Genomic DNA, 18,328 nt, shown 5'->3' on the forward strand with positions numbered 1-18,328 from the left:
CGATGCGTTTCAAGACACAGACATTCGAGACATCCCCCGTCGCGCTGGAAACGGCGAAGCTGAGCGTGAACCTGCCCGACACGCCGGGACAACCGCAGGTGCTGGAAAGCATTGACGTAACCATCCGTCAGGGCGAGACGGTTTGCCTGGTCGGTGAATCCGGTTCCGGTAAATCCGTGACCTCGCTGGCGATCATGGGGCTGCTGCCCGAGGCGCTGAAGGTCTCGAAGGGGCGGATCAACCTGCAGGGCCGGGATCTGCTGCCACTGAGTCAGGCACAGATGCGCGAACTTCGCGCCGCGCGTGTCGCGATGATCTTCCAGGAACCGATGACGGCGCTGAACCCGGTCTTGCGCGTCGGCGACCAGATCATGGAGGTGATGGAGCTTCACACCAACTACCCGGCTTCAGAGCGTCGGTCGCGCGCCATCGCCATCATGGAGCAGGTACATCTGCCCGATGTCGAGCGGGTGTTCCGATCTTACCCGCACCAGTTGTCGGGAGGACAGCGGCAGCGGATCATGATCGCCATGGCATTGGTGCTGGAACCGGTGCTGCTGATCGCTGACGAGCCGACCACTGCGCTGGACGTGACGACCCAACAGCAGATTCTGTCGCTGATCGCGGAATTGCAGACCAATCATGGCACGGCGGTTCTGTTCATCACCCATGACATGGGTGTCGTCGCAGAGATCGCCGATACCGTCTATGTGATGAAACATGGCGAGATCGTCGAAAACGGTCCGGTCGAGCAAATCCTACGTCACCCGCAGGCCGACTATACCCGCAAGCTGCTTTCCTCGGTGCCAAGCCTGTCGCCCCGCGTGGCCCGTCCTGAAAAAGGCGAGGTCGTGCTGGAAGTCGAGTCGCTGGACAAGATTTACGGCGGCGGCGGCATCCTGAAGAAGCTGCCGCAAACCCATGCGGCAAAGAATGTCAGCTTTACCCTGACTCGCGGGCGCACCCTTGGCATCGTCGGTGAATCCGGGTCCGGGAAATCCACGGTGGCGCGCTGCATCATGCGGCTGATCGATCCGACCTCCGGCCGGATCATGCTGGACGGTCACAATATCGCCGGCCTGTCCCGCAATGCCCTGCGCCCGCATCGCCAGAAGCTGCAGGTGGTGTTCCAAGATCCGATGCGGTCGCTGAACCCGCGCTGGACCGTCGCCGAAAGCCTGATCGAGGGGCCGCTGAACTATGGCACCCGGCGTGCCGATGCGCTGGCCGAGGCCGCCCGGATGCTGACCGTCGTGGGACTGCCCGAGAATGCGTTGAAGCGCTATCCGCACCAGTTCTCGGGCGGGCAGCGGCAACGGATCGCGATTGCCCGCGCGGTGATGATGCGCCCCGATGTGCTGGTCGCCGACGAGGCCGTATCGGCGCTGGATGTCTCGGTTCAGGCGCAGGTGCTGACGCTGTTGGAGCAGCTTCAGGACGAGTTGGGCATCGCGATTGTCTTCATCACCCATGATCTTCGGGTTGCCGCCCAGATCTGCGACGAGGTGATCGTCATGCAACACGGTGCGGTCGTCGAGAAGGGCGCGGCGGCCGAGGTTTTGGTCAACCCCGCCCATGAATATACCCGCGCGCTGATCGAGGCCGCTCCCGGCCGCTCGTGGGATTTCCAGAACTTCAGAGAGATGACCGAGGTGACACATGCCAGCCCTGCCTGAGATCGAAGCCGGAACAGCCGAGCTTGAGACCATCTTCCGCGATTTGCACGCGCATCCGGAAATCGGTTTCGAGGAAACCCGCACCGCCGGAATCGTGGCCGAAAAGTTGCGTGAATTCGGGTTCGACGACGTTCACGAAGGTGTCGCGAAGACCGGCGTGGTCGGGATTCTGCATGGGCGCGGTCAGGGCAACCGCCGAGTCGGGTTGCGTGCGGATATGGATGCGCTGCCCATCCAGGAAACCAGCGGCCTCGATTATGCCTCTCAGAATCCCGGCAGGATGCATGCCTGCGGTCATGACGGCCATACCACGATGCTGCTCGGTGCCGCGAAATACCTGGCGGCCAGCCGCAACTTTGACGGCACGGCTGTTTTCATCTTTCAGCCCGCCGAGGAAGGGTTGGGCGGCGCGCGCGGCATGATCGCCGAAGGGCTGTTCCAGCGCTTTCCGGTCGATGAGGTCTACGGCATGCACAACCAGCCGACGGGACAGCCGAACCGGGCGACGATCTGCAAGGGAACGGCCATGGCGGGGGCCTCGTTTTTCGATATTACCGTGACGGGCAAGGGCAGCCACGCCGCCATGCCGCAGCAATCCCGCGATGCGCTGGTGACCGCTTCGGCATTGGTCGGGCAGTTCCAGACGATCCTTGGCCGCAACATGCCCGCCTTGGACAGCGCGGTGCTGTCGGTGACGCAAATCCATGCGGGCAGTGCCTATAACGTCGTGCCCGAAACCGCGCAGATCGCCGGCACGATCCGTTTCTTCAAACCCGAGGTGCGCGACCTGATGCAACGCCGCATGCGCGAGATATGCGCGGGTTTCGCCACCGGCTTTGACGTCAGCGTCGATGTGGAATTCCGCGAAATCTTCGATGTTCTGGATAATGATCCTGCGCTGTCGGATGAATGGCTCGCCGCGGCCGCCGATATCGTCGGGCAAGACAATGTCAGCAACCGCAGCCAGCCCTTTACCGGCTCGGAAGACTTTGCCGACATGTTGCAAGTCATTCCCGGCGCCTATGGCAATCTGGGGCACGCGGGCACCGTGCCCCTGCATAATCCGGGCTTTGTCCTCGACTCGGCGATCCTGCCAGTGGGCGCTTCGATTTACGCGCGGCTGATCGAGCGCCGCTTGCCGTTGGAGGCCGCATGAATCCCCTGAACCTGCCATTCGACACCGAAGAAATTCTGGCCGGGCTGCGCCCCTGGATCGAATGTGAAAGCCCGACATGGGATGCTTCCGCGGTCAGCCGCATGATGGCGCTGGCCGCACGCGACCTGACCGAAGCGGGCGCCACGGTCGAGACGATCCCCGGCACCGGCGGTTTCGGAGATTCGATCCGCGCAACATTCCCGCATCCAGATCAGGGCCAGCCGGGGATTCTCGTGTCGGGGCACCTGGATACGGTTCACCCGATCGGCACACTGGAGAAGCTGCCTTTCCGGCGCGAGAATGGGCTGTGCTATGGACCCGGCATCCAGGACATGAAGGGCGGAAACTATGTCTACCTCGAGGCAATGCGCCAGATCATAAAGGCCGGGCTGCAAACGCCATTGCCCGTCACCTTCCTTTTCACCCCCGATGAAGAAGTCGGAACCCCATCGACGCGGCAACTGATCGAGGACGAGGCACGGAACATGCGCGCCGTGCTGGTCCCCGAACCCGCGAAAGCCGATGGTGGCGCGGTGATTGGCCGCTATGCCATCGCCCGTTTCAACTTGTTGACCAAGGGGCGGCCCAGCCATGCCGGATGGGCCCTGAAAGAGGGGCGTTCCGCCATCGCCGCCATGGCGAAGAAAATCCTGGAAATCGAGGCGATGACCACCGAGGACTGCACCTTTTCGGTTGGTGTCATCCATGCCGGGCAATGGGTGAACTGTGTCTCTTCGGAATGCCGGGCCGAGGCGCTCAGCATGGCCAAGACGCAGGAGGATCTGGACCGGGGCATCGCCGCCATGGAGGCGCTTCAGTCCGAAGAGAACGGCGTTGCTTTCGAAGTGACCCGGGGCGTCACAAGGCCGGTCTGGTCGCCTGACAAGCCCGGCACTCTTGAGCTATATGACATCGCCAAGTCGCTCTCTGCCGAGATAGGTTTCGAGCTGAGTGCAGGCAGCGCCGGGGGCGGTTCCGACGGCAATTTCACTGGCGCTATGGGCGTGCCGACGCTCGATTCCATTGGCCTACGGGGGCAAGGGCTGCACACACTGAACGAGCATATCGAGATCGACAGCCTGACCGAGCGCGCCCGACTGGCGGCAGGACTGCTGATGACCATCACGTGATGCGGAAGGCCTGGCTGCCCTGCTAGAGCGTGTCGCGTTGAATCGAAACGCCCGGTTCGTTGCGTCCCGCGATGGCCGGGGGCGCTGCCCCCGGACCCCCGGGATATTTGGATGAAGAAGAAGCGGTAGGAGCGAACCCGGACAGGCGCGCCGCGCTCTGGACGACGAACCCGCGGGGCAGGGCGGCCAGCGGCATTATTCCGCCGCCTTTGCCATAGGGTTGTTGGGATGCGTGGTCCAGTTGGCGTAATCGCCGCGCTTGGTGCCGGTGCGCTTGTCCAGCTCTCCGGGGGCGAGTTCGCGCATGGTGATGCAATCCTCGACCGGGCAGACATCGAGGCAGAGGTTGCAGGCGACGCATTCCTCTTCGATGACCTCGAAGACGCGGCCCGGCTTCATCGCGATGGCCTGGTGGCTGGTATCCTCGCAAGCGGCATAGCACCGCCCGCATTTGATACAGGCCTCCTGGTCGATCACCGCCTTGGTGACATAGTTCAGGTTCAGGTATTGCCAGTCGGTCACATTGGGCACCGCCCGCCCGATCAGATCCGACAACGCCATCTCGTGGTTGTCGAGATAGCCGCGCAGGCCCGAGATCATCTCTTGCACGACCTTGAAACCATAGGTCATCGCCGCCGTGCAGACCTGCACATTACCGGCGCCGAGCGCCATGAACTCGGCGGCGTCGCGCCAGGTCGTCACCCCGCCGATACCGCTGATCGGCAGGCCGTGGGTTTCGGGATTGCGGGCGATCTCGGCCACCATGTTCAGCGCGATGGGCTTGACCGCCGGGCCGCAATAGCCGCCATGCGCGCCCTTGCCGTCGATGGTCGGCTCTGGGGCGAAGAGGTCCAGATCGACCGAGGTGATCGAGTTGATCGTGTTGATCAGGCTGACCGCATCGGCCCCACCGCGCTTGGCGGCCTCGGCCGGCTTGCGGACATCCGCGATATTGGGTGTCAGCTTTACGATACAGGGCATGCGTGAATATTGCTTCACCCAACGCGTCACCATTTCGATATACTCCGGCACCTGGCCGACGGCGCTGCCCATGCCGCGTTCGCTCATGCCATGGGGGCAACCGAAATTGAGCTCAACCCCGTCGGCGCCGGTATCCTCGATCTGTTTCAGGATGGTGCGCCAGGATTCCTCGTCGCAGGGCACCATCAGGCTGATGACCAGCGCCCGGTCGGGATAGTCGCGCTTGACCTGCTTGATCTCACGCAGGTTCACTTCCAGTGGGCGGTCGGTAATCAACTCGATATTGTTGATCCCCAGAACCCGCCGGTCGGGGCCGTGCACCACGCCATAGCGGGGGCCGTTGACATTGACCACCGGCGGTCCCTCGGAGCCGAGGGTTTTCCAGACCACGCCGCCCCAGCCTGCCTGAAAGGCCCGGCGGACATTGTATTCCTTGTCGGTCGGCGGGGCAGAGGCCAGCCAGAACGGGTTGGGAGATTTGATTCCGATGAAGTCACTGCGCAGATCGGCCATGTCTCAGCCTCCTTGTCAAAGCGCGAAATTGGGTCAGCCGGGGATCTCGGCGGGTCGGCCGGTCAGGCGGGCGTCGATATCCTCGGCAGCATCGCGGCCTTCGGCCACGGCGGTCACCGTCAGGTCATCACCGCCCAAGGCGCAGTCGCCCCCGGCCCAGACATCGGGCAGGCCCGTGCGGCCCGGACCGGTGACGGCGATCTTGCCGCCCTCCAGCGCCAGGCCGTCCGGGGGATCCTGCAACTGCTGGCCGATGGCGCGAAAGACCTGGTCGGCCTTCAGCCGGAACCGGTCGTCGGTTATGGTCAGGCCGTCCTGCGTATAACAGAACTCGATCTCGGCCACCGCGCCATTGCCGTGAATGGCGACCGGGGCGGCATTGCAGATGATTTTCACGCCGGATGAGGTGGCGTGATCCTGTTCGTGCCGGCTGGCGCCCATGCGCTCGGACCCGCGGCGGTAGACCATGGTGACATTCTCGGCCCCCAGCAATTTCGACTGCACGGCAGCATCTACGGCGGTCATGCCGCCGCCGATCACCACAACGTCGCGGCCGACGGGCAGGGCGGTCAGGTCGCTGGCCTGTCGTAGTTCGCGAATGAAGGAAATCGCGTCGGTGACATGCTCGCGATCCTCTCCCTCGGCGCGCAGCGCGTTCACTCCGCCAAGCCCCATGCCCAGGAACACCGCGTCATATTCCTGCCGCAGGCCGTCCAGCGTGATTTGCTGACCGAGGCTTTGCCCGTGGCGCAGCTCGATCCCGCCGATCCCCATCAGCCATTCGATCTCGGCCTGAGCGAAATCGTCCACGGCCTTGTAGCTGGCGATGCCATATTCGTTCAGCCCGCCCGGTTTCTCGCGCGCCTCGAAGATGATCACATCATGGCCCTTGGCGGCCAGCCTGTGCGCCGCTGCCAGGCCCGCCGGGCCTGCACCGACCACGGCGATGCGCTTGCCCGTGGGCTCGGCACGCCGGAAGGGATGGCCCTGCTGCGCCATCAGCCCGTCGGTCGCATAACGTTGCAGGGCGCCGATCTCGACCGGCTGACCCTCGGCATCCATGCGCACGCATTCGCCTTCGCACAGGTTCTCGGTCGGGCAGACACGGGCGCACATGCCGCCCAGGATATTCGCATGCAGGATCGTCATCGCCGCCGCATCCGGCGTGCCGGTCGCGATCTGGCGGATGAACAGGGGAATATCGATAGAGGTTGGACAAGCCGTGACGCAGGGCGCGTCATGGCAGAAATAGCAGCGGTCGGCGGCGACGCGCGCTTCGTGACCGTCCAGCGGAGGGGCGACATCGGCGAAATTCGCCGACAGTTCTTCCTTGCTGAGGCGTCCGGGCGCGACACCCGGCGACAGTCTGGCTTGGGACATTTTCGTCTCCTGGCTCACCTGTTGGATATGATCAGGCTGGCACAGGTCAGAAATTTTATCAAATGGTAAAATAAAATTTGCGCAGTTCATGCGGGAACCATCCGCTGGAATGCCTCGATCAGGGGCATCCTCCAAATGCTCCCAAAGGAATCCGGGAGAACAAAGCCCCAGTTGCGGTGATAGGTGGATGTTGTTGCGAGACGCGGATCAGGCCAGCAGCGTCTCGACCCATTCGGGCACGGTCCGGCTGGCTGGTCCAGGGATGCGTCGCGAGAAATCCCGGCTATTGGCGCTTTCCTCCAGGTTCAACTCGATGCATTCCACCCCGGATCGTGCGGAATGCTGCGCGAATCCCGCCGCTGGATAGACATTCCCCGATGTGCCGATGGCGGCGAACAATTCGGCCTCGTCCAATGCCTGCCAGATCCGCTCCATGTGATAGGGCACCTCACCGAACCAGACGATGTCGGGGCGCGTGGCGCAAGCACCGCAAGCGGGGCACCGATCCTCGGGGCGCATGAGTTTCGGCGCCTGCCAGCGCGCGTCGCATGATCCGCATAGCGCGCTGTTCAGCGCTCCATGCATGTGGATGACATCGGGGCTTCCGCCTCGCTCGTGCAGATCGTCCACATTCTGGGTGATCAGGGTCAGGTCATGCGCGCCGGCCAGTTTCGCCAATGCGCGATGGGCGGCATTCGGCTGCACTTCGGCAGCTTTCTGGCGGCGCATGTTGTAGAAGTCATGGACCAGCGCCGGATCGCGCTCGAGCGCTTCGGGCGTGGCGATATCCTCGATGCGATGGTTTTCCCATAACCCGTCCGAGGCACGAAAAGTCGCCAGTCCGCTTTCGGCCGAAATTCCGGCGCCGGTCAGGACCGTGATGCGCATCGCCTTACCGGCAATAGGCAGAGGCGGTATTTGCGAATTTCTTGTAGCGCGACCAGAAGGCGCTGTCGCGGCTGCTGTCGGATGTCCGGGCTTCCTGCGCCTTGTGCGGATCGCGGAAGAAGCGCGCGGCGCGGCGCTGGTCCGAGCGGGACAATGTCTGGTCCGCCACCTGCTGGATGCATCCGCAAAGCGGTGCATTGCCGCGTGCGCGGTCGGATCGGATGCAGGCGTTGTCGATGGGGCCGGCCATGGCAAGCGGTGTGGTCAACACAACGGCCGCGGCCGCAATGACGATGCGGTTGAACATGAACTGTCTCCTCGGTTCCTTACTGCCTCGGGCGGCCGGTTGGCCGGCTTGTTCTGCCCTTATAGACACAAGATATAGCAAAAACGTTACTTCGACTCAATCTGTAACGGCCCTTAGTAGATGGCACAGGGAAGATCAGTTTCGTCAACATCTTGTGGGCCGGGCGTCTGTAAAGGTTTCGCGAAGGGGCGATTCGGGTAAGCAGCGATTTGACAAGCGTGAGGCGGCGTGATCTCGATCATCCGAACGTGATCAAGGGGGACATGATGATAGAGGCGGTGGGGCTGGATGCCGACGATACCCTTTGGGAGAACGAGCGCTTCTTTCGGCTGACCGAGACCGGCTTTGCCGAATTGCTCGCCGATCACGGCGATCCGGAAGAGATCAGCCGCCGCCTCTACGATGTCGAAAAGCGGAACCTCTCGCGCTATGGCTTCGGGATCAAGGGCTTTACCCTGTCGATGGTTCAGACTGCCATCGAGCTGACCGATGGCCGGGTTCCGGGTTCGGTGATCCGGCAGATACTGGATCTGGGATACGAGATGCTGTCCCATCCGCTGCATCTTCTGGATGGCGTGCCCGAGGCGCTGGAGGCACTGGCCGGGCGGCGGTTGATCCTGATCACCAAGGGCGACCTGATGGACCAGGAGCGCAAGGTCGCGGCCTCGGGGCTGGTCGAGCGTTTCGAGGCAATCGAGATCGTGGCGGACAAGACCCCCGATGCCTATGCGCGGGTCCTGGCACGGCATGATATTGAACCGGGGCGTTTCCTGATGGCCGGGAATTCGGTCAAAAGCGATGTCCTGCCGGTTCTGGAACTGGGGGCGCGGGGGGTGCTGATCCCGCATGACCTGACCTGGCAGGTGGAGCGGGACGACGATCCCGACCATCCGCAGTTTCACAGGCTCGGGGCGATCTCGGAGCTGCCGGGGCTGATCGAGCGGATCGAGGCCAGGGAATGAGTGACAATCTTCGCGCGGCAGTGCTGATGACATTGTCGATGGCGCTGTTCTCGCTCGAGGATGCCTTCATCAAGCAGTTGACCGCGGGGATGCCGGTCTATCAATTGCTGGCGATGGTCGGGGCATTCGGCATGCTGATTTTCTGGCTGCGCATGACATGGCGCGGGCAACGGATGTGGTCGCGGGCATTGCTGCATCCGATGGTCGTCGCCCGCAATCTCGGCGAGGTCGGCGGAGCGTTCGGCTTTGTGACCGCGCTGGCGGTGGGCGAATTGGCGGCGGCCTCGGCAATCCTGCAGGTGCTGCCCCTGACGCTTGTGCTCGGAGCGGCGCTGTTCCTGGGGGAAAAGGTCGGCTGGCGACGCTGGAGCTCGGTCCTGCTTGGGTTCGTCGGCGTGTTGCTGATCCTGCGCCCGGGAACAGAAGCGTTCCAGCCTGCGGGCCTCTGGGCGCTTTTGGGCGTCGCGGCCCTGACCATGCGCGACCTGGCGACGCGCCGGATCCCGGCGGACATACCCTCGGATCAGCTGTCGGGGGCGGCTTACGGGGCGATGGTTCCGGCCGGGTTGCTGATGGGGCTGGTCGCTGCCGGGGCGCCTGTCGTGCCGAGTGTTCAGGACTGGGCGCTATTGTCGGGAACAATGGTCTTCGGTGTCACGGCCTATTCCGCGCTGGTGACGGCGTCCCGCCTTGGCGAAGCCTCGGCAGTGGCGCCGTTCCGCTATACGCGACTTGGCTTTGCGCTGATCGTCGCGGTCGTGGTGTTCGCAGAGCGTCCGGACGCGCCGACGCTGGCGGGCGCGGCGCTGATCGCGGTCTCGGGCGGGTATGCCATGTGGCGAGAGGCGCGGCTGCGTGGACAAAAGCGCCGCCCGCCGGACGGCCTGATCCGGCGCGGCGAGAGGTAAGAGTGGCCCTGCCTTGGAAGTAACCTTGGCGATGGACGCAAATCCCTCTTTTCGCGGCCTGCGCGGCCTTGTATAGCCTCGCCATGACCGAGCTGTCCCATATACGCAATTTCTCGATCGTGGCCCATATCGACCACGGTAAATCCACCTTGGCCGACCGGCTGATCCAGCTGACGGGCACTGTCGCCGAGCGCGACATGAAGGCCCAGATCCTGGATGCCATGGATATCGAGCGCGAGCGCGGTATCACCATCAAGGCCAATACCGTGCGGATCAGCTATCCGGCGCAGGATGGGCATACCTATATCCTGAACCTGATCGATACCCCGGGCCATGTCGATTTCGCCTATGAGGTCAGCCGCTCCATGCGCGCGGTCGAGGGCTCGCTGCTGGTCGTGGACGCCACGCAGGGGGTCGAGGCGCAGACATTGGCCAATGTCTACCAGGCCATCGACGCCGATCACGAGATCGTCCCGGTGCTGAACAAGGTCGATCTTCCCGCGGCGGAACCTGACCGGGTGAAGGAGCAGATCGAGGATGTGATCGGCATCGACGCGTCCCAAGCCATTCCGATCAGCGCCAAGACCGGCCTTGGCATCCCCGATGTGCTGGAGGCCATCGTGCAACGCCTGCCCGCACCCAAGGGAGAGCGTGACGCGCCCCTCAAGGCGATGCTGGTCGATAGCTGGTACGATCCCTATCTGGGCGTGGTCGTGATGATCCGCGTCATGGATGGTGTGATCCGCAAGGGCGACCAGGTCAAGATGATGCAGACCGGCGCGACCTATCGTCTGGACAAGCTGGCCGTGCTGACCCCGGCCATGCGCGATATCGCGGAACTTGGACCGGGCGAGATCGGCGTTTTCACCGCCTCGATCAAGCAGGTTCGCGACACCCGCGTGGGCGATACCATCACGCACGAGAAAAAGCCCACGACCAAGGCGCTTCCGGGCTTCAAACCCGCGCAGCCGGTGGTGTTCTGTGGCCTTTTCCCGGTCGATGCGAATGATTTCGACACCCTGCGCGACGCCATCGAGAAACTGGCCCTCAACGATGCCAGCTTCAGCTATGAAATGGAAACTTCTGCGGCGCTCGGGTTCGGCTTCCGCTGCGGTTTCCTTGGCCTTTTGCATCTGGAAGTGATCCGCGACCGGCTGGAGCGTGAATATGACCTTGATCTGATCACGACTGCGCCTTCAGTGGTCTTTAGGCTGCATATGCGCGATGGCGAGATGCGCGAGCTGCACAATCCGGCTGACATGCCCGACCTGACGCTTGTGGATCACATCGAAGAGCCGCGCATCAAGGCGACGATCATGGTGCCCGACGAATATCTGGGCGATGTGCTGAAGCTGTGCCAGGATCGGCGCGGCATCCAGCTGGACCTGACCTATGCGGGCAGCCGTGGGATGGTTGTCTATGACCTGCCGCTGGCCGAAGTGGTCTTCGACTTCTATGATCGGCTGAAATCGGTGACCAAGGGTTACGCCTCCTTCGACTACCAGATCAGCGAATATCGCGAAGACAACCTGGTCAAGATGTCGATCCTTGTGAATGATGAGCCGGTCGATGCGCTGGCGATGATGGTGCATCGCGACCGGGCCGAGGGCCGGGGGCGCATCATGGTCGAGAAGCTGAAAGAGCTGATCCCGCGCCACATGTTCAAGATCCCGATCCAGGCGGCGATCGGTTCCCGGGTCGTCGCGCGCGAGACATTGTCGGCGATGCGCAAGGACGTGACTGCGAAATGCTATGGCGGCGATGCGACGCGAAAGAAGAAGCTGCTGGAAAAGCAGAAGGCCGGCAAGAAGAAGATGCGCCAGTTCGGCAAGGTCGAGATTCCGCAGACGGCGTTTATCCAGGCGCTGAAGATGGACAACTGAAAAGAAAAACCGCTTGGTCCGGATGGACCGGCAGATGGAAAAAGGGCGAGGCAGTCATGCCTCGCCCTTTCTGATTCATCCGGTTCTTCGTTGGTCTCAGGGACCGACCACTTGGCAGTCCTGTTGCTTTGCCTGCAGCCGTTCACAGGTGAGCTGCGCATTCGCCTTGGTCAGGTTCGCAAGGCTCGGCTGAAAGCCGCGCAAGGTATCGGCGACGTGCCGATTGGCGTTTTCCAGTATGTCCCCGCCTTGCAGTGCGGTTTGCATCAGCAGTTCGTCAGCCTCGGCCTTCGAACGATAGAGGCCGAGCACCACCCCCCAATGACGTCCGCTGTTTTCGGCACGTGACACGATTTCAAGGGCAGCGGGATTCGCGACGTCGCCTTCGCCCATTGCGGCGAGAATGACCGTGTCGGAACGCGGTTCGGGCGGTGTCGAGGCAACAAGTGCCAGCGATCCCGAGCCTGCCTGCGGGGAAGGCTTTGCCTCTGCCACGACCGCGGCCGTGCTTGCATTGCCCTGGTCGCTGCTGCTCCCGCGTGAGCGGGGTGCCGGAACCGGGCGAGACGAATTCGCCAGGACCGGAGTCGCAAGGCTGGCCGATGACGTGTCGCCGACCTCATCCGAGGCTACCGCCATCTGGACCGCCTTGGCCACGGCATCCGCGTTTGCACTTGGGCGCAGGCGGGGCCTCGCGCTGACATTCAAGGCGAGACGGCCGGAGGATTGTGGCTGAGCCGCCGGAGTGGGCGGGGTAGGGGTCGCGGCACTGGTCCGCTCGGGCGGGGCCGAGGCCTTGAGCGTCAACTGCTGCGGTTGCGGTTGCGTTGCGGCGGGCGTCGGCGCCACCCGGGCCCGGCGCACGATGCGTTGTTTCAGTGTGGGAGGCGGGCCCGGCCGCACCTCACGTACGCGGCTTGGCACGCGGGTGAAGCTTGAATCGAGAAGCTGCGCCATGACTTGGTTGCGCTGTGCGGTCGATGTGCCGCCGAAGACGGTCGCGATCAGGCGCTTGTTTCCACGCTTGGCCGAAGCCGTCAGGTTGAAGCCCGCAGCCCTGGTATAGCCGGTCTTGATACCGTCGGCGCCGGAATAGCTGTCGAGAAAACGCTTGTTCGTATGCGAGACCTTGGCAATTCCCGCATCCGCCGAGCGGCGCGAAAACAGGTTATAGTATTGCGGGAAATCGTAAAACACCCGCCGCCCGAGGATCGACATGTCATGGGCGGTGGAATAATGCCCGTCCTGCGTCAGGCCGTTGGCATTGCGGAACTGCGTATTCCTCATCCCCAGGGCATGGGCCATCTGTGTCATCTGCCGGGCGAAGGCCTCTTCCGATCCGGCGAGCCCCTCACCGATGGCGGTGGCGGCATCGTTGGCGGATTTGATCGCCGCGGCGCGGATCAGGTAGCGCAGCTCGATCTTTTGTCCGGCCTTCAGTCCCAGTTTCGAGGGCGGCTCGGCAGCGGCATTGGACGAGATCGGGAACTTGGTATCCAATCGGACCTGCCCCCGTTCAACGGCCATGAATGCCAGATAGAGGGTCATCATCTTGGTCAGGGACGCAGGATGAAGCTTGGTGTCTGCATTCTGCGTGTAGATGGGCTTTCCTGTGCGCGCGTCCATGACATAGGCCGCGAAAGGCGCAGCCGACAAGGTCGCGGGCACCATTACGGCCAGCAGGGTCAGAGCCCACAGCCGGGCTGTCAGGGGTAATAGGGTCACTGTCGCGGTCTCTTCTGCCTCATGCGGCGCGTCGTTTATCGCACGCCTATTGTTAATTTTTTGACTATAGCATGATTGGATAATTCAGAAAACAGTGCATTTTACATATTTTATTGCGCGTAACGGTTGATCGCGTATCTCCCGCCGGGTGTCGTTTGTCGCGTTGCGTCGCTGCGCAAACGGGGGGCTTTCATCCCGGCATAATTTGACTATATTTTGGCCAAGGAACGCAGGGCGCCGCAATGATTGCAACACGCCCCTCAATCCGCGAAAGGCCAGAGCTCAACCGCGATGACGCATTGGATGACCGACCCGAACGACCCGGACGAAAAATCCGATCTGGTGGTGAAGCCGCGCGTGAAATCGCAGCGGCCACCGATGTACAAGGTGTTGATGCTGAATGACGACTTCACCCCGATGGAATTCGTCGTTCATGTTCTGGAGCGCCTGTTCAGCATGACCCATGCGCAAGCGATCGAGATCATGTTGACCGTTCATCGCAAAGGGGTCGCCGTGGTCGGTGTCTTTTCGCATGAGGTTGCCGAAACCAAAGTGGCGCAGGTGATGGAACTGGCACGACGTCAGCAGCATCCCCTGCAATGTACCATGGAAAAAGAGTAGACCTTGACAGGATCAAGATTGCAACTGGCCTTCCCGGATGGCCATCCCGGGGGCGATGTGTTGGTTTTTGGCGCAGGCGGTAGCGATGACTTGTCGCCGCTCGACCCGGCACGAACCAGGATCGTGCAGGGAAACTTCCCCGATCACCGGATGCTGGCTTCGCGCGGGTTCAGCGTGGAGCCGCAAGTAGACGGGCGGTTCGAGACCGCGATCGTGATCTTGCCGCGCGCCAAATCCGAGGCCCGCGCCCGTATCGCTGCCGCCGTGGAACGGTTGTTGTCCGGCGGAGTCCTGTGGATCGATGGCCGAAAGACCGATGGCGTCGATTCAATCCTGAAGGAATTGCGAAGCCTGTGTGGCGTGGACGAGGTTCACAGCAAGGCGCATGGCAAGATTTTTCGCGTCATGCTGACCGAAAATGACCGGCTGCCAGAGGATTGGGCCGCACGCCCGGTCGAGGTCGCTCCGGGCTTCGTGACCCGTCCGGGCGTATTCTCGGCGGACGGGATCGATCCGGGCTCGGCCCTGCTGGCCCGGCGTCTGCCCGAGCGCCTTCCGACCCGGCTGGTCGATCTGGGCGCGGGATGGGGCTGGCTGGCGGCGCAGGCGCTTGCACATCCGGGCGTCGAGGTGGTTCACTTGGTCGAGGCCGATCATGCCGCGTTGCAATCGGCCCGCGACAATATCCCTGATCCGCGGGCGCAGTTCCATTGGGCCGATGCGCGGGATTTTCACCTGCCCGATCCGGTCAATGGCGTGATCATGAACCCGCCTTTTCACAATGGCCGGGATGCCGACCCCAAGCTGGGCGCGGCCTTCATCGCGACGGCGGCAGGGCTTTTGACTGGCGCGGGAAAACTGTGGCTGGTGGCCAATCGCCATCTGCCCTATGAAACCGTGCTGCGCGAGCATTTCGCGCAAGTGACGGAAATCGGCGGGGACAATCGTTTCAAGCTGTTCGAAGCCAGCGGCGCAGGCCGTGGCGGGAAACGTCAAAGGGGACGTAGATGAGCCTTTCCATTCAGGGCAAGACAGCCATCGTGACCGGCGCGGGGCGGGGCATCGGCCTGGCCATCGCCAAGCATTTCGTCGAGCGCGGGGCAAATGTCATGTTCGCCGATTGCGACGAGGCGCCGCTCGAAACGCAGATGTCGGATTACGATACCGAGAGTGGTCCGGTCCGCTATTTCGCAGGCGACCTGTCCGAACGTCTGGCGATGGCGAACCTGTTATCGGCAACGCTCGATGCCTTCGACCGCGTCGATATTCTCGTGAATGCACATCGTTTCGTGAAGGGCTCGGACCCGCTGGATACCGATCCCGGCGTGCTCGAAGAGATGCTGAGGCAGAACATGATCTCGGTGCTGCGCCTGTCACAGATGGTCGCCAAGCGGATGATCAAGCAAGCCGCAAGCGAGGAAGAGGTGTCGCAGGCCGGATCGATCGTCAATATCTCGACCTTGGCGGCAACCCGGCCGGTTCCGGCGATGCTCGGCTATTCCATCGCCTGCGCGGCACAGGAACAGGCGACGCGGGGGCTGGCACTGACATTGGCGCCGCATCGTATCCGCGTGAACGGAGTCAGCTTCAGCAGCGTCATGTCGCATGAGCTGAAATGTGCGCTGAAGGAAGACGGCGAGTTGCGCGGCCAGATCATCGCCGGCACGCCACTGGGCCGGATCGCCGGCGCCGAAGAGGTCGCGGACACGGCCTTGTACCTGGTCAGCGAAGGATCGCGTTTCGTGACCGGCCAGATCATTACCGTCGATGGTGGACGTTGTCTGGCCGATCCGGTGACAGCGCAGGTGCTGTAGGTCGAGAGCCGGGCGTTCAGCCCGGCTGTCTGGCGGGCAGGCCAAGGCCGCCAAAGCGTATGTCGCTGAGCGACGACGGAATCACCCGGGTGTATTTCGTGCCTTCGATCGCCGCGCCTGCCATCAGACCCGCTTGCCCGAAAATCAGTGCGACAACTGGATGCTGTGCGGTGACCGAGTCAGCACCCACTGACATGCCACCTTTTGGAATGGCGTAATAGGCATCGGCCCCGGCCACCCAACCGGGGGCGGCGCGGAATGCGGCCAGGGCGGCATCGGATTGGAAAATCAGCACATGCGCAAATTGCTGTGCTCCCAGTTGAAAGCCGACACTGGCCTGTGTGGCGGAATAGTAGTCCACCGTCGCTCCGCCGATCCGAAGCGCGCCTTGGCCATAGGCTCCACCAAAGCCAATCGCCGCCTCGGTCATCAGCGGCATGTAGAGCACACCCTTGGCGTTCTGCACCATGGATTGTGCACTGGGGTAGGTCTGGATCAGGTATTGATGTGTCTGGTCCACGCGGGCGTCCAGCCGGGATGCCGCATTCGTTCCCACCGCGTTGCTACACCCGGTCAGTGCCAATGCTGCCCCACCCGCGGCCAGCATTTTGCGCCGGGTCATCTTTTCGAAACTGCTCATGTCTTCGCCTCGCTTGTGCCGTCGGGCTCCTTGGTGGCCCGTTGGCGTCAGGATACGCGAGACGAGGCTATCATGCCAGCATTTCGGCAATGGCGGGCGCGAAATAGCTGAGAACTCCGTCGCATCCGGCCCGGCGGAAGGCGAGCAGGCTTTCCAGCATCGCGTCGCGCGACAACCATCCGTTGCGGATCGCGCCTTCCAGCATCGCGTATTCGCCGCTGACCTGATAGGCGAATGTCGGTGCGGCGAAGCGATCCTTCACCTCGCGGCATATATCCAGGTAGGGCATGCCGGGCTTGACCATCACCATGTCGGCCCCCTCGGTCAGATCGCGGGCCACGCAGCGCAGCGCCTCCTGGCGGTTGCCGGGATTGATCTGGTAGGTCTTCTTGTCGCCGACCAGCCGCCCCGAGGCGCCGACCGCGTCACGGAATGGCCCATAGAAGGCGCTGGCGAATTTCGCCGCATAGGACAGGATCGCGACGTCTTTGTGGCCTTCGAGTTCCAGCGCGGCCCGCAATGCGCCGATCCGCCCGTCCATCATGTCCGATGGCCCGAGGATATCCGCACCGGCGTCAGCCTGCGCGAGCGCCATCTTGACCAGTGCCTCGACGGTCTCGTCATTGACGATTTCGCCATCGACCACGAAACCGTCATGACCGTTGATGTTATAGGGATCGAGCGCGATATCGGTCATCACCGCCAGTTCCGGCACTGTCTCCTTGATGGCGCGGATCGCCCGGTTGCCGATATTGTCCGGATCCCATGCACGTTGGCAGCTTTCCGTCTTAAGCTCCTGATCCGAATGCGGAAAGATGCATATTGCCGGAATGTTCAGCCTGGCGGCCTTTTCTGCCGCCCGCTTTGCCCCATCCAGGGTCAGCCGCTCGACACCCGGCATCGAGGGGATCTCGCCCTCGGCGCCCGCGACCTCGGTCACGAAGATCGGCCAGATCAGGTTGGCGGCGCTCAGATCGGTTTCCGAGATCATGGCGCGCAGATTGGCCGTGCGGCGCATCCGGCGCAGCCGCGTGGAGGGGAAGGGGGCAATGATCGGGTTGGCCATGGCGGTATCCTCATCAGGGTCGAGGCAAAAGGGCCGCCGGACCGGCTTTCCCTTCGCCTGCAGCCGTTCTAAGGTCGCGCGCGACCAAGGACAAGGAACCAGCCGCGTGCCGCAAATCGACGGGATCATCAGCTTTCTGGACAGCCGCTCTTTCGGGACGATCTGGTATTGGCTGGTCGTGATCGGCATGTGGTCGGTCAGCGGCCGCAATATCATCGGCGTGCCGGTCGAGATTCTCATTCGTGCCCATCGTGCGATGTCACGCGATGAAATGGACGGGCCCGCCGTGATCTCGCTGCTGGACTGGCTGTCGCTGACCCTGCCGCGCTGGCAATTGAGCCGCCGCGAAGGATCGATCTTTCTGGGGGTGACGGTTTTCCTGATGACGTCGCTGGCGGGGCTGGGCTTTGGCCATGATCTTGAAATGGCGCAGGCTCTGACATTGTTGTTGCTGCCTTTCCTGATTCTGTTCTGGATGCGGGTCCGGCTGGCCTATCGGCTTACCCCCCTGCTACAGAACCAAGAGGCAGATCGGCAGTTGGAGCCCATCGCCAAGGAAGCCATTCGGCGCATGATCTGGCATCGCAGGCTGGTGACTGTCCTGTCGATCCTCGCCGTGGCAATAACAGCGATGTGGGGCGTTCTGTGGTCACTGATGCACCCGAACGGGATGTGACC

17 protein-coding genes are annotated in these 18,328 nt (G+C 62.8%); 10 read left to right on the top strand and 7 right to left on the bottom strand.

Annotated features, from left to right (window positions below):
• The first annotated feature begins 2 nt into the window (after window positions 1–2).
• Genes JHX88_RS07655 through JHX88_RS07665 form a run of 3 tightly spaced genes read left to right on the top strand, consistent with a single transcriptional unit; the run spans window position 3 to window position 3,962 of the window.
• Window positions 3–1,676: an ABC transporter ATP-binding protein gene (locus JHX88_RS07655; protein ID WP_076525997.1), complete on the top strand. Its 1,674-nt coding sequence runs from the start codon at window positions 3–5 to the stop codon at window positions 1,674–1,676.
• Complete coding sequence (locus JHX88_RS07660; protein ID WP_076525999.1) at window positions 1,660–2,832, top strand: M20 aminoacylase family protein; 1,173 nt, start codon at window positions 1,660–1,662, stop codon at window positions 2,830–2,832. The genes JHX88_RS07655 and JHX88_RS07660 overlap by 17 nt, the downstream gene beginning before the upstream one ends.
• On the top strand, window positions 2,829–3,962 hold the full coding sequence (locus JHX88_RS07665) for a M20/M25/M40 family metallo-hydrolase (protein ID WP_076526001.1): 1,134 nt from the start codon (window positions 2,829–2,831) through the stop codon (window positions 3,960–3,962). The genes JHX88_RS07660 and JHX88_RS07665 overlap by 4 nt, the downstream gene beginning before the upstream one ends.
• Before the next feature lie 195 nt (window positions 3,963–4,157).
• Here JHX88_RS07665 and preA read toward each other — a convergent pair whose 3' ends face one another.
• From preA to JHX88_RS07685, 4 genes are all read right to left on the bottom strand, one after another.
• On the bottom strand, window positions 4,158–5,456 hold the full coding sequence (gene preA / locus JHX88_RS07670; RefSeq protein WP_076526003.1) for an NAD-dependent dihydropyrimidine dehydrogenase subunit PreA: 1,299 nt from the start codon (window positions 5,454–5,456) through the stop codon (window positions 4,158–4,160).
• A 33-nt stretch (window positions 5,457–5,489) separates the two neighbouring features.
• Window positions 5,490–6,836 (bottom strand): NAD(P)-dependent oxidoreductase, encoded by a 1,347-nt coding sequence (locus JHX88_RS07675; protein WP_076526005.1) that lies wholly within the window; start codon window positions 6,834–6,836, stop codon window positions 5,490–5,492.
• A gap of 207 nt (window positions 6,837–7,043) precedes the next feature.
• A complete protein-coding gene (locus tag JHX88_RS07680; protein WP_076526007.1) occupies window positions 7,044–7,724 on the bottom strand; it encodes an NAD-dependent deacylase in 681 nt (226 codons plus the stop codon).
• Window positions 7,725–7,728: 4 nt separating this feature from the next.
• Entirely contained in the window at window positions 7,729–8,031 is a 303-nt protein-coding gene (locus tag JHX88_RS07685) for a hypothetical protein (protein WP_076526009.1), read from the bottom strand.
• A gap of 263 nt (window positions 8,032–8,294) precedes the next feature.
• Between JHX88_RS07685 and JHX88_RS07690 the strand changes: the two genes are divergently transcribed.
• The 3 genes from JHX88_RS07690 (at window position 8,295) to lepA (ending at window position 11,784) form a co-directional block, all read left to right on the top strand.
• Window positions 8,295–8,993: an HAD family hydrolase gene (locus tag JHX88_RS07690; protein WP_141225831.1), complete on the top strand. Its 699-nt coding sequence runs from the start codon at window positions 8,295–8,297 to the stop codon at window positions 8,991–8,993.
• Window positions 8,990–9,901 (top strand): DMT family transporter, encoded by a 912-nt coding sequence (locus tag JHX88_RS07695; protein ID WP_076526011.1) that lies wholly within the window; start codon window positions 8,990–8,992, stop codon window positions 9,899–9,901. The genes JHX88_RS07690 and JHX88_RS07695 overlap by 4 nt, the downstream gene beginning before the upstream one ends.
• 83 nt (window positions 9,902–9,984) lie before the next feature.
• Window positions 9,985–11,784 (top strand): translation elongation factor 4, encoded by a 1,800-nt coding sequence (gene lepA / locus JHX88_RS07700; protein WP_076526297.1) that lies wholly within the window; start codon window positions 9,985–9,987, stop codon window positions 11,782–11,784.
• Between the two features lie 96 nt (window positions 11,785–11,880).
• On the opposite strand, the gene JHX88_RS07705 is transcribed toward lepA, so the two are convergent.
• Window positions 11,881–13,509 carry a D-alanyl-D-alanine carboxypeptidase family protein gene (locus JHX88_RS07705; RefSeq protein WP_336389933.1) on the bottom strand — a complete coding sequence of 543 codons (1,629 nt, stop codon included), beginning with the start codon at window positions 13,507–13,509 and terminating at the stop codon, window positions 11,881–11,883.
• Between the two features lie 303 nt (window positions 13,510–13,812).
• Between JHX88_RS07705 and clpS the strand changes: the two genes are divergently transcribed.
• Genes clpS through JHX88_RS07720 form a run of 3 tightly spaced genes read left to right on the top strand, consistent with a single transcriptional unit; the run spans window position 13,813 to window position 15,944 of the window.
• Window positions 13,813–14,130 carry an ATP-dependent Clp protease adapter ClpS gene (clpS, locus tag JHX88_RS07710; protein ID WP_076526299.1) on the top strand — a complete coding sequence of 106 codons (318 nt, stop codon included), beginning with the start codon at window positions 13,813–13,815 and terminating at the stop codon, window positions 14,128–14,130.
• Between the two features lie 3 nt (window positions 14,131–14,133).
• Window positions 14,134–15,141: a class I SAM-dependent methyltransferase gene (locus JHX88_RS07715; protein WP_076526015.1), complete on the top strand. Its 1,008-nt coding sequence runs from the start codon at window positions 14,134–14,136 to the stop codon at window positions 15,139–15,141.
• Window positions 15,138–15,944: an SDR family NAD(P)-dependent oxidoreductase gene (locus tag JHX88_RS07720; RefSeq protein ID WP_076526017.1), complete on the top strand. Its 807-nt coding sequence runs from the start codon at window positions 15,138–15,140 to the stop codon at window positions 15,942–15,944. The genes JHX88_RS07715 and JHX88_RS07720 overlap by 4 nt, the downstream gene beginning before the upstream one ends.
• 16 nt (window positions 15,945–15,960) lie before the next feature.
• On the opposite strand, the gene JHX88_RS07725 is transcribed toward JHX88_RS07720, so the two are convergent.
• Window positions 15,961–16,584 carry a lipid-binding SYLF domain-containing protein gene (locus JHX88_RS07725; RefSeq protein ID WP_176011441.1) on the bottom strand — a complete coding sequence of 208 codons (624 nt, stop codon included), beginning with the start codon at window positions 16,582–16,584 and terminating at the stop codon, window positions 15,961–15,963.
• 70 nt (window positions 16,585–16,654) lie between these two features.
• A complete protein-coding gene (hemB, locus tag JHX88_RS07730) occupies window positions 16,655–17,650 on the bottom strand; it encodes a porphobilinogen synthase (protein WP_076526019.1) in 996 nt (331 codons plus the stop codon).
• A gap of 106 nt (window positions 17,651–17,756) precedes the next feature.
• On the opposite strand from hemB, the gene JHX88_RS07735 reads away from it, so the two are divergent.
• Complete coding sequence (locus tag JHX88_RS07735; RefSeq protein ID WP_076526302.1) at window positions 17,757–18,326, top strand: hypothetical protein; 570 nt, start codon at window positions 17,757–17,759, stop codon at window positions 18,324–18,326.
• Window positions 18,327–18,328 lie beyond the last annotated feature (2 nt).

Source organism: Paracoccus saliphilus (genome assembly GCF_028553805.1).
GTDB classification, from domain to species: domain Bacteria; phylum Pseudomonadota; class Alphaproteobacteria; order Rhodobacterales; family Rhodobacteraceae; genus Paracoccus; species Paracoccus saliphilus.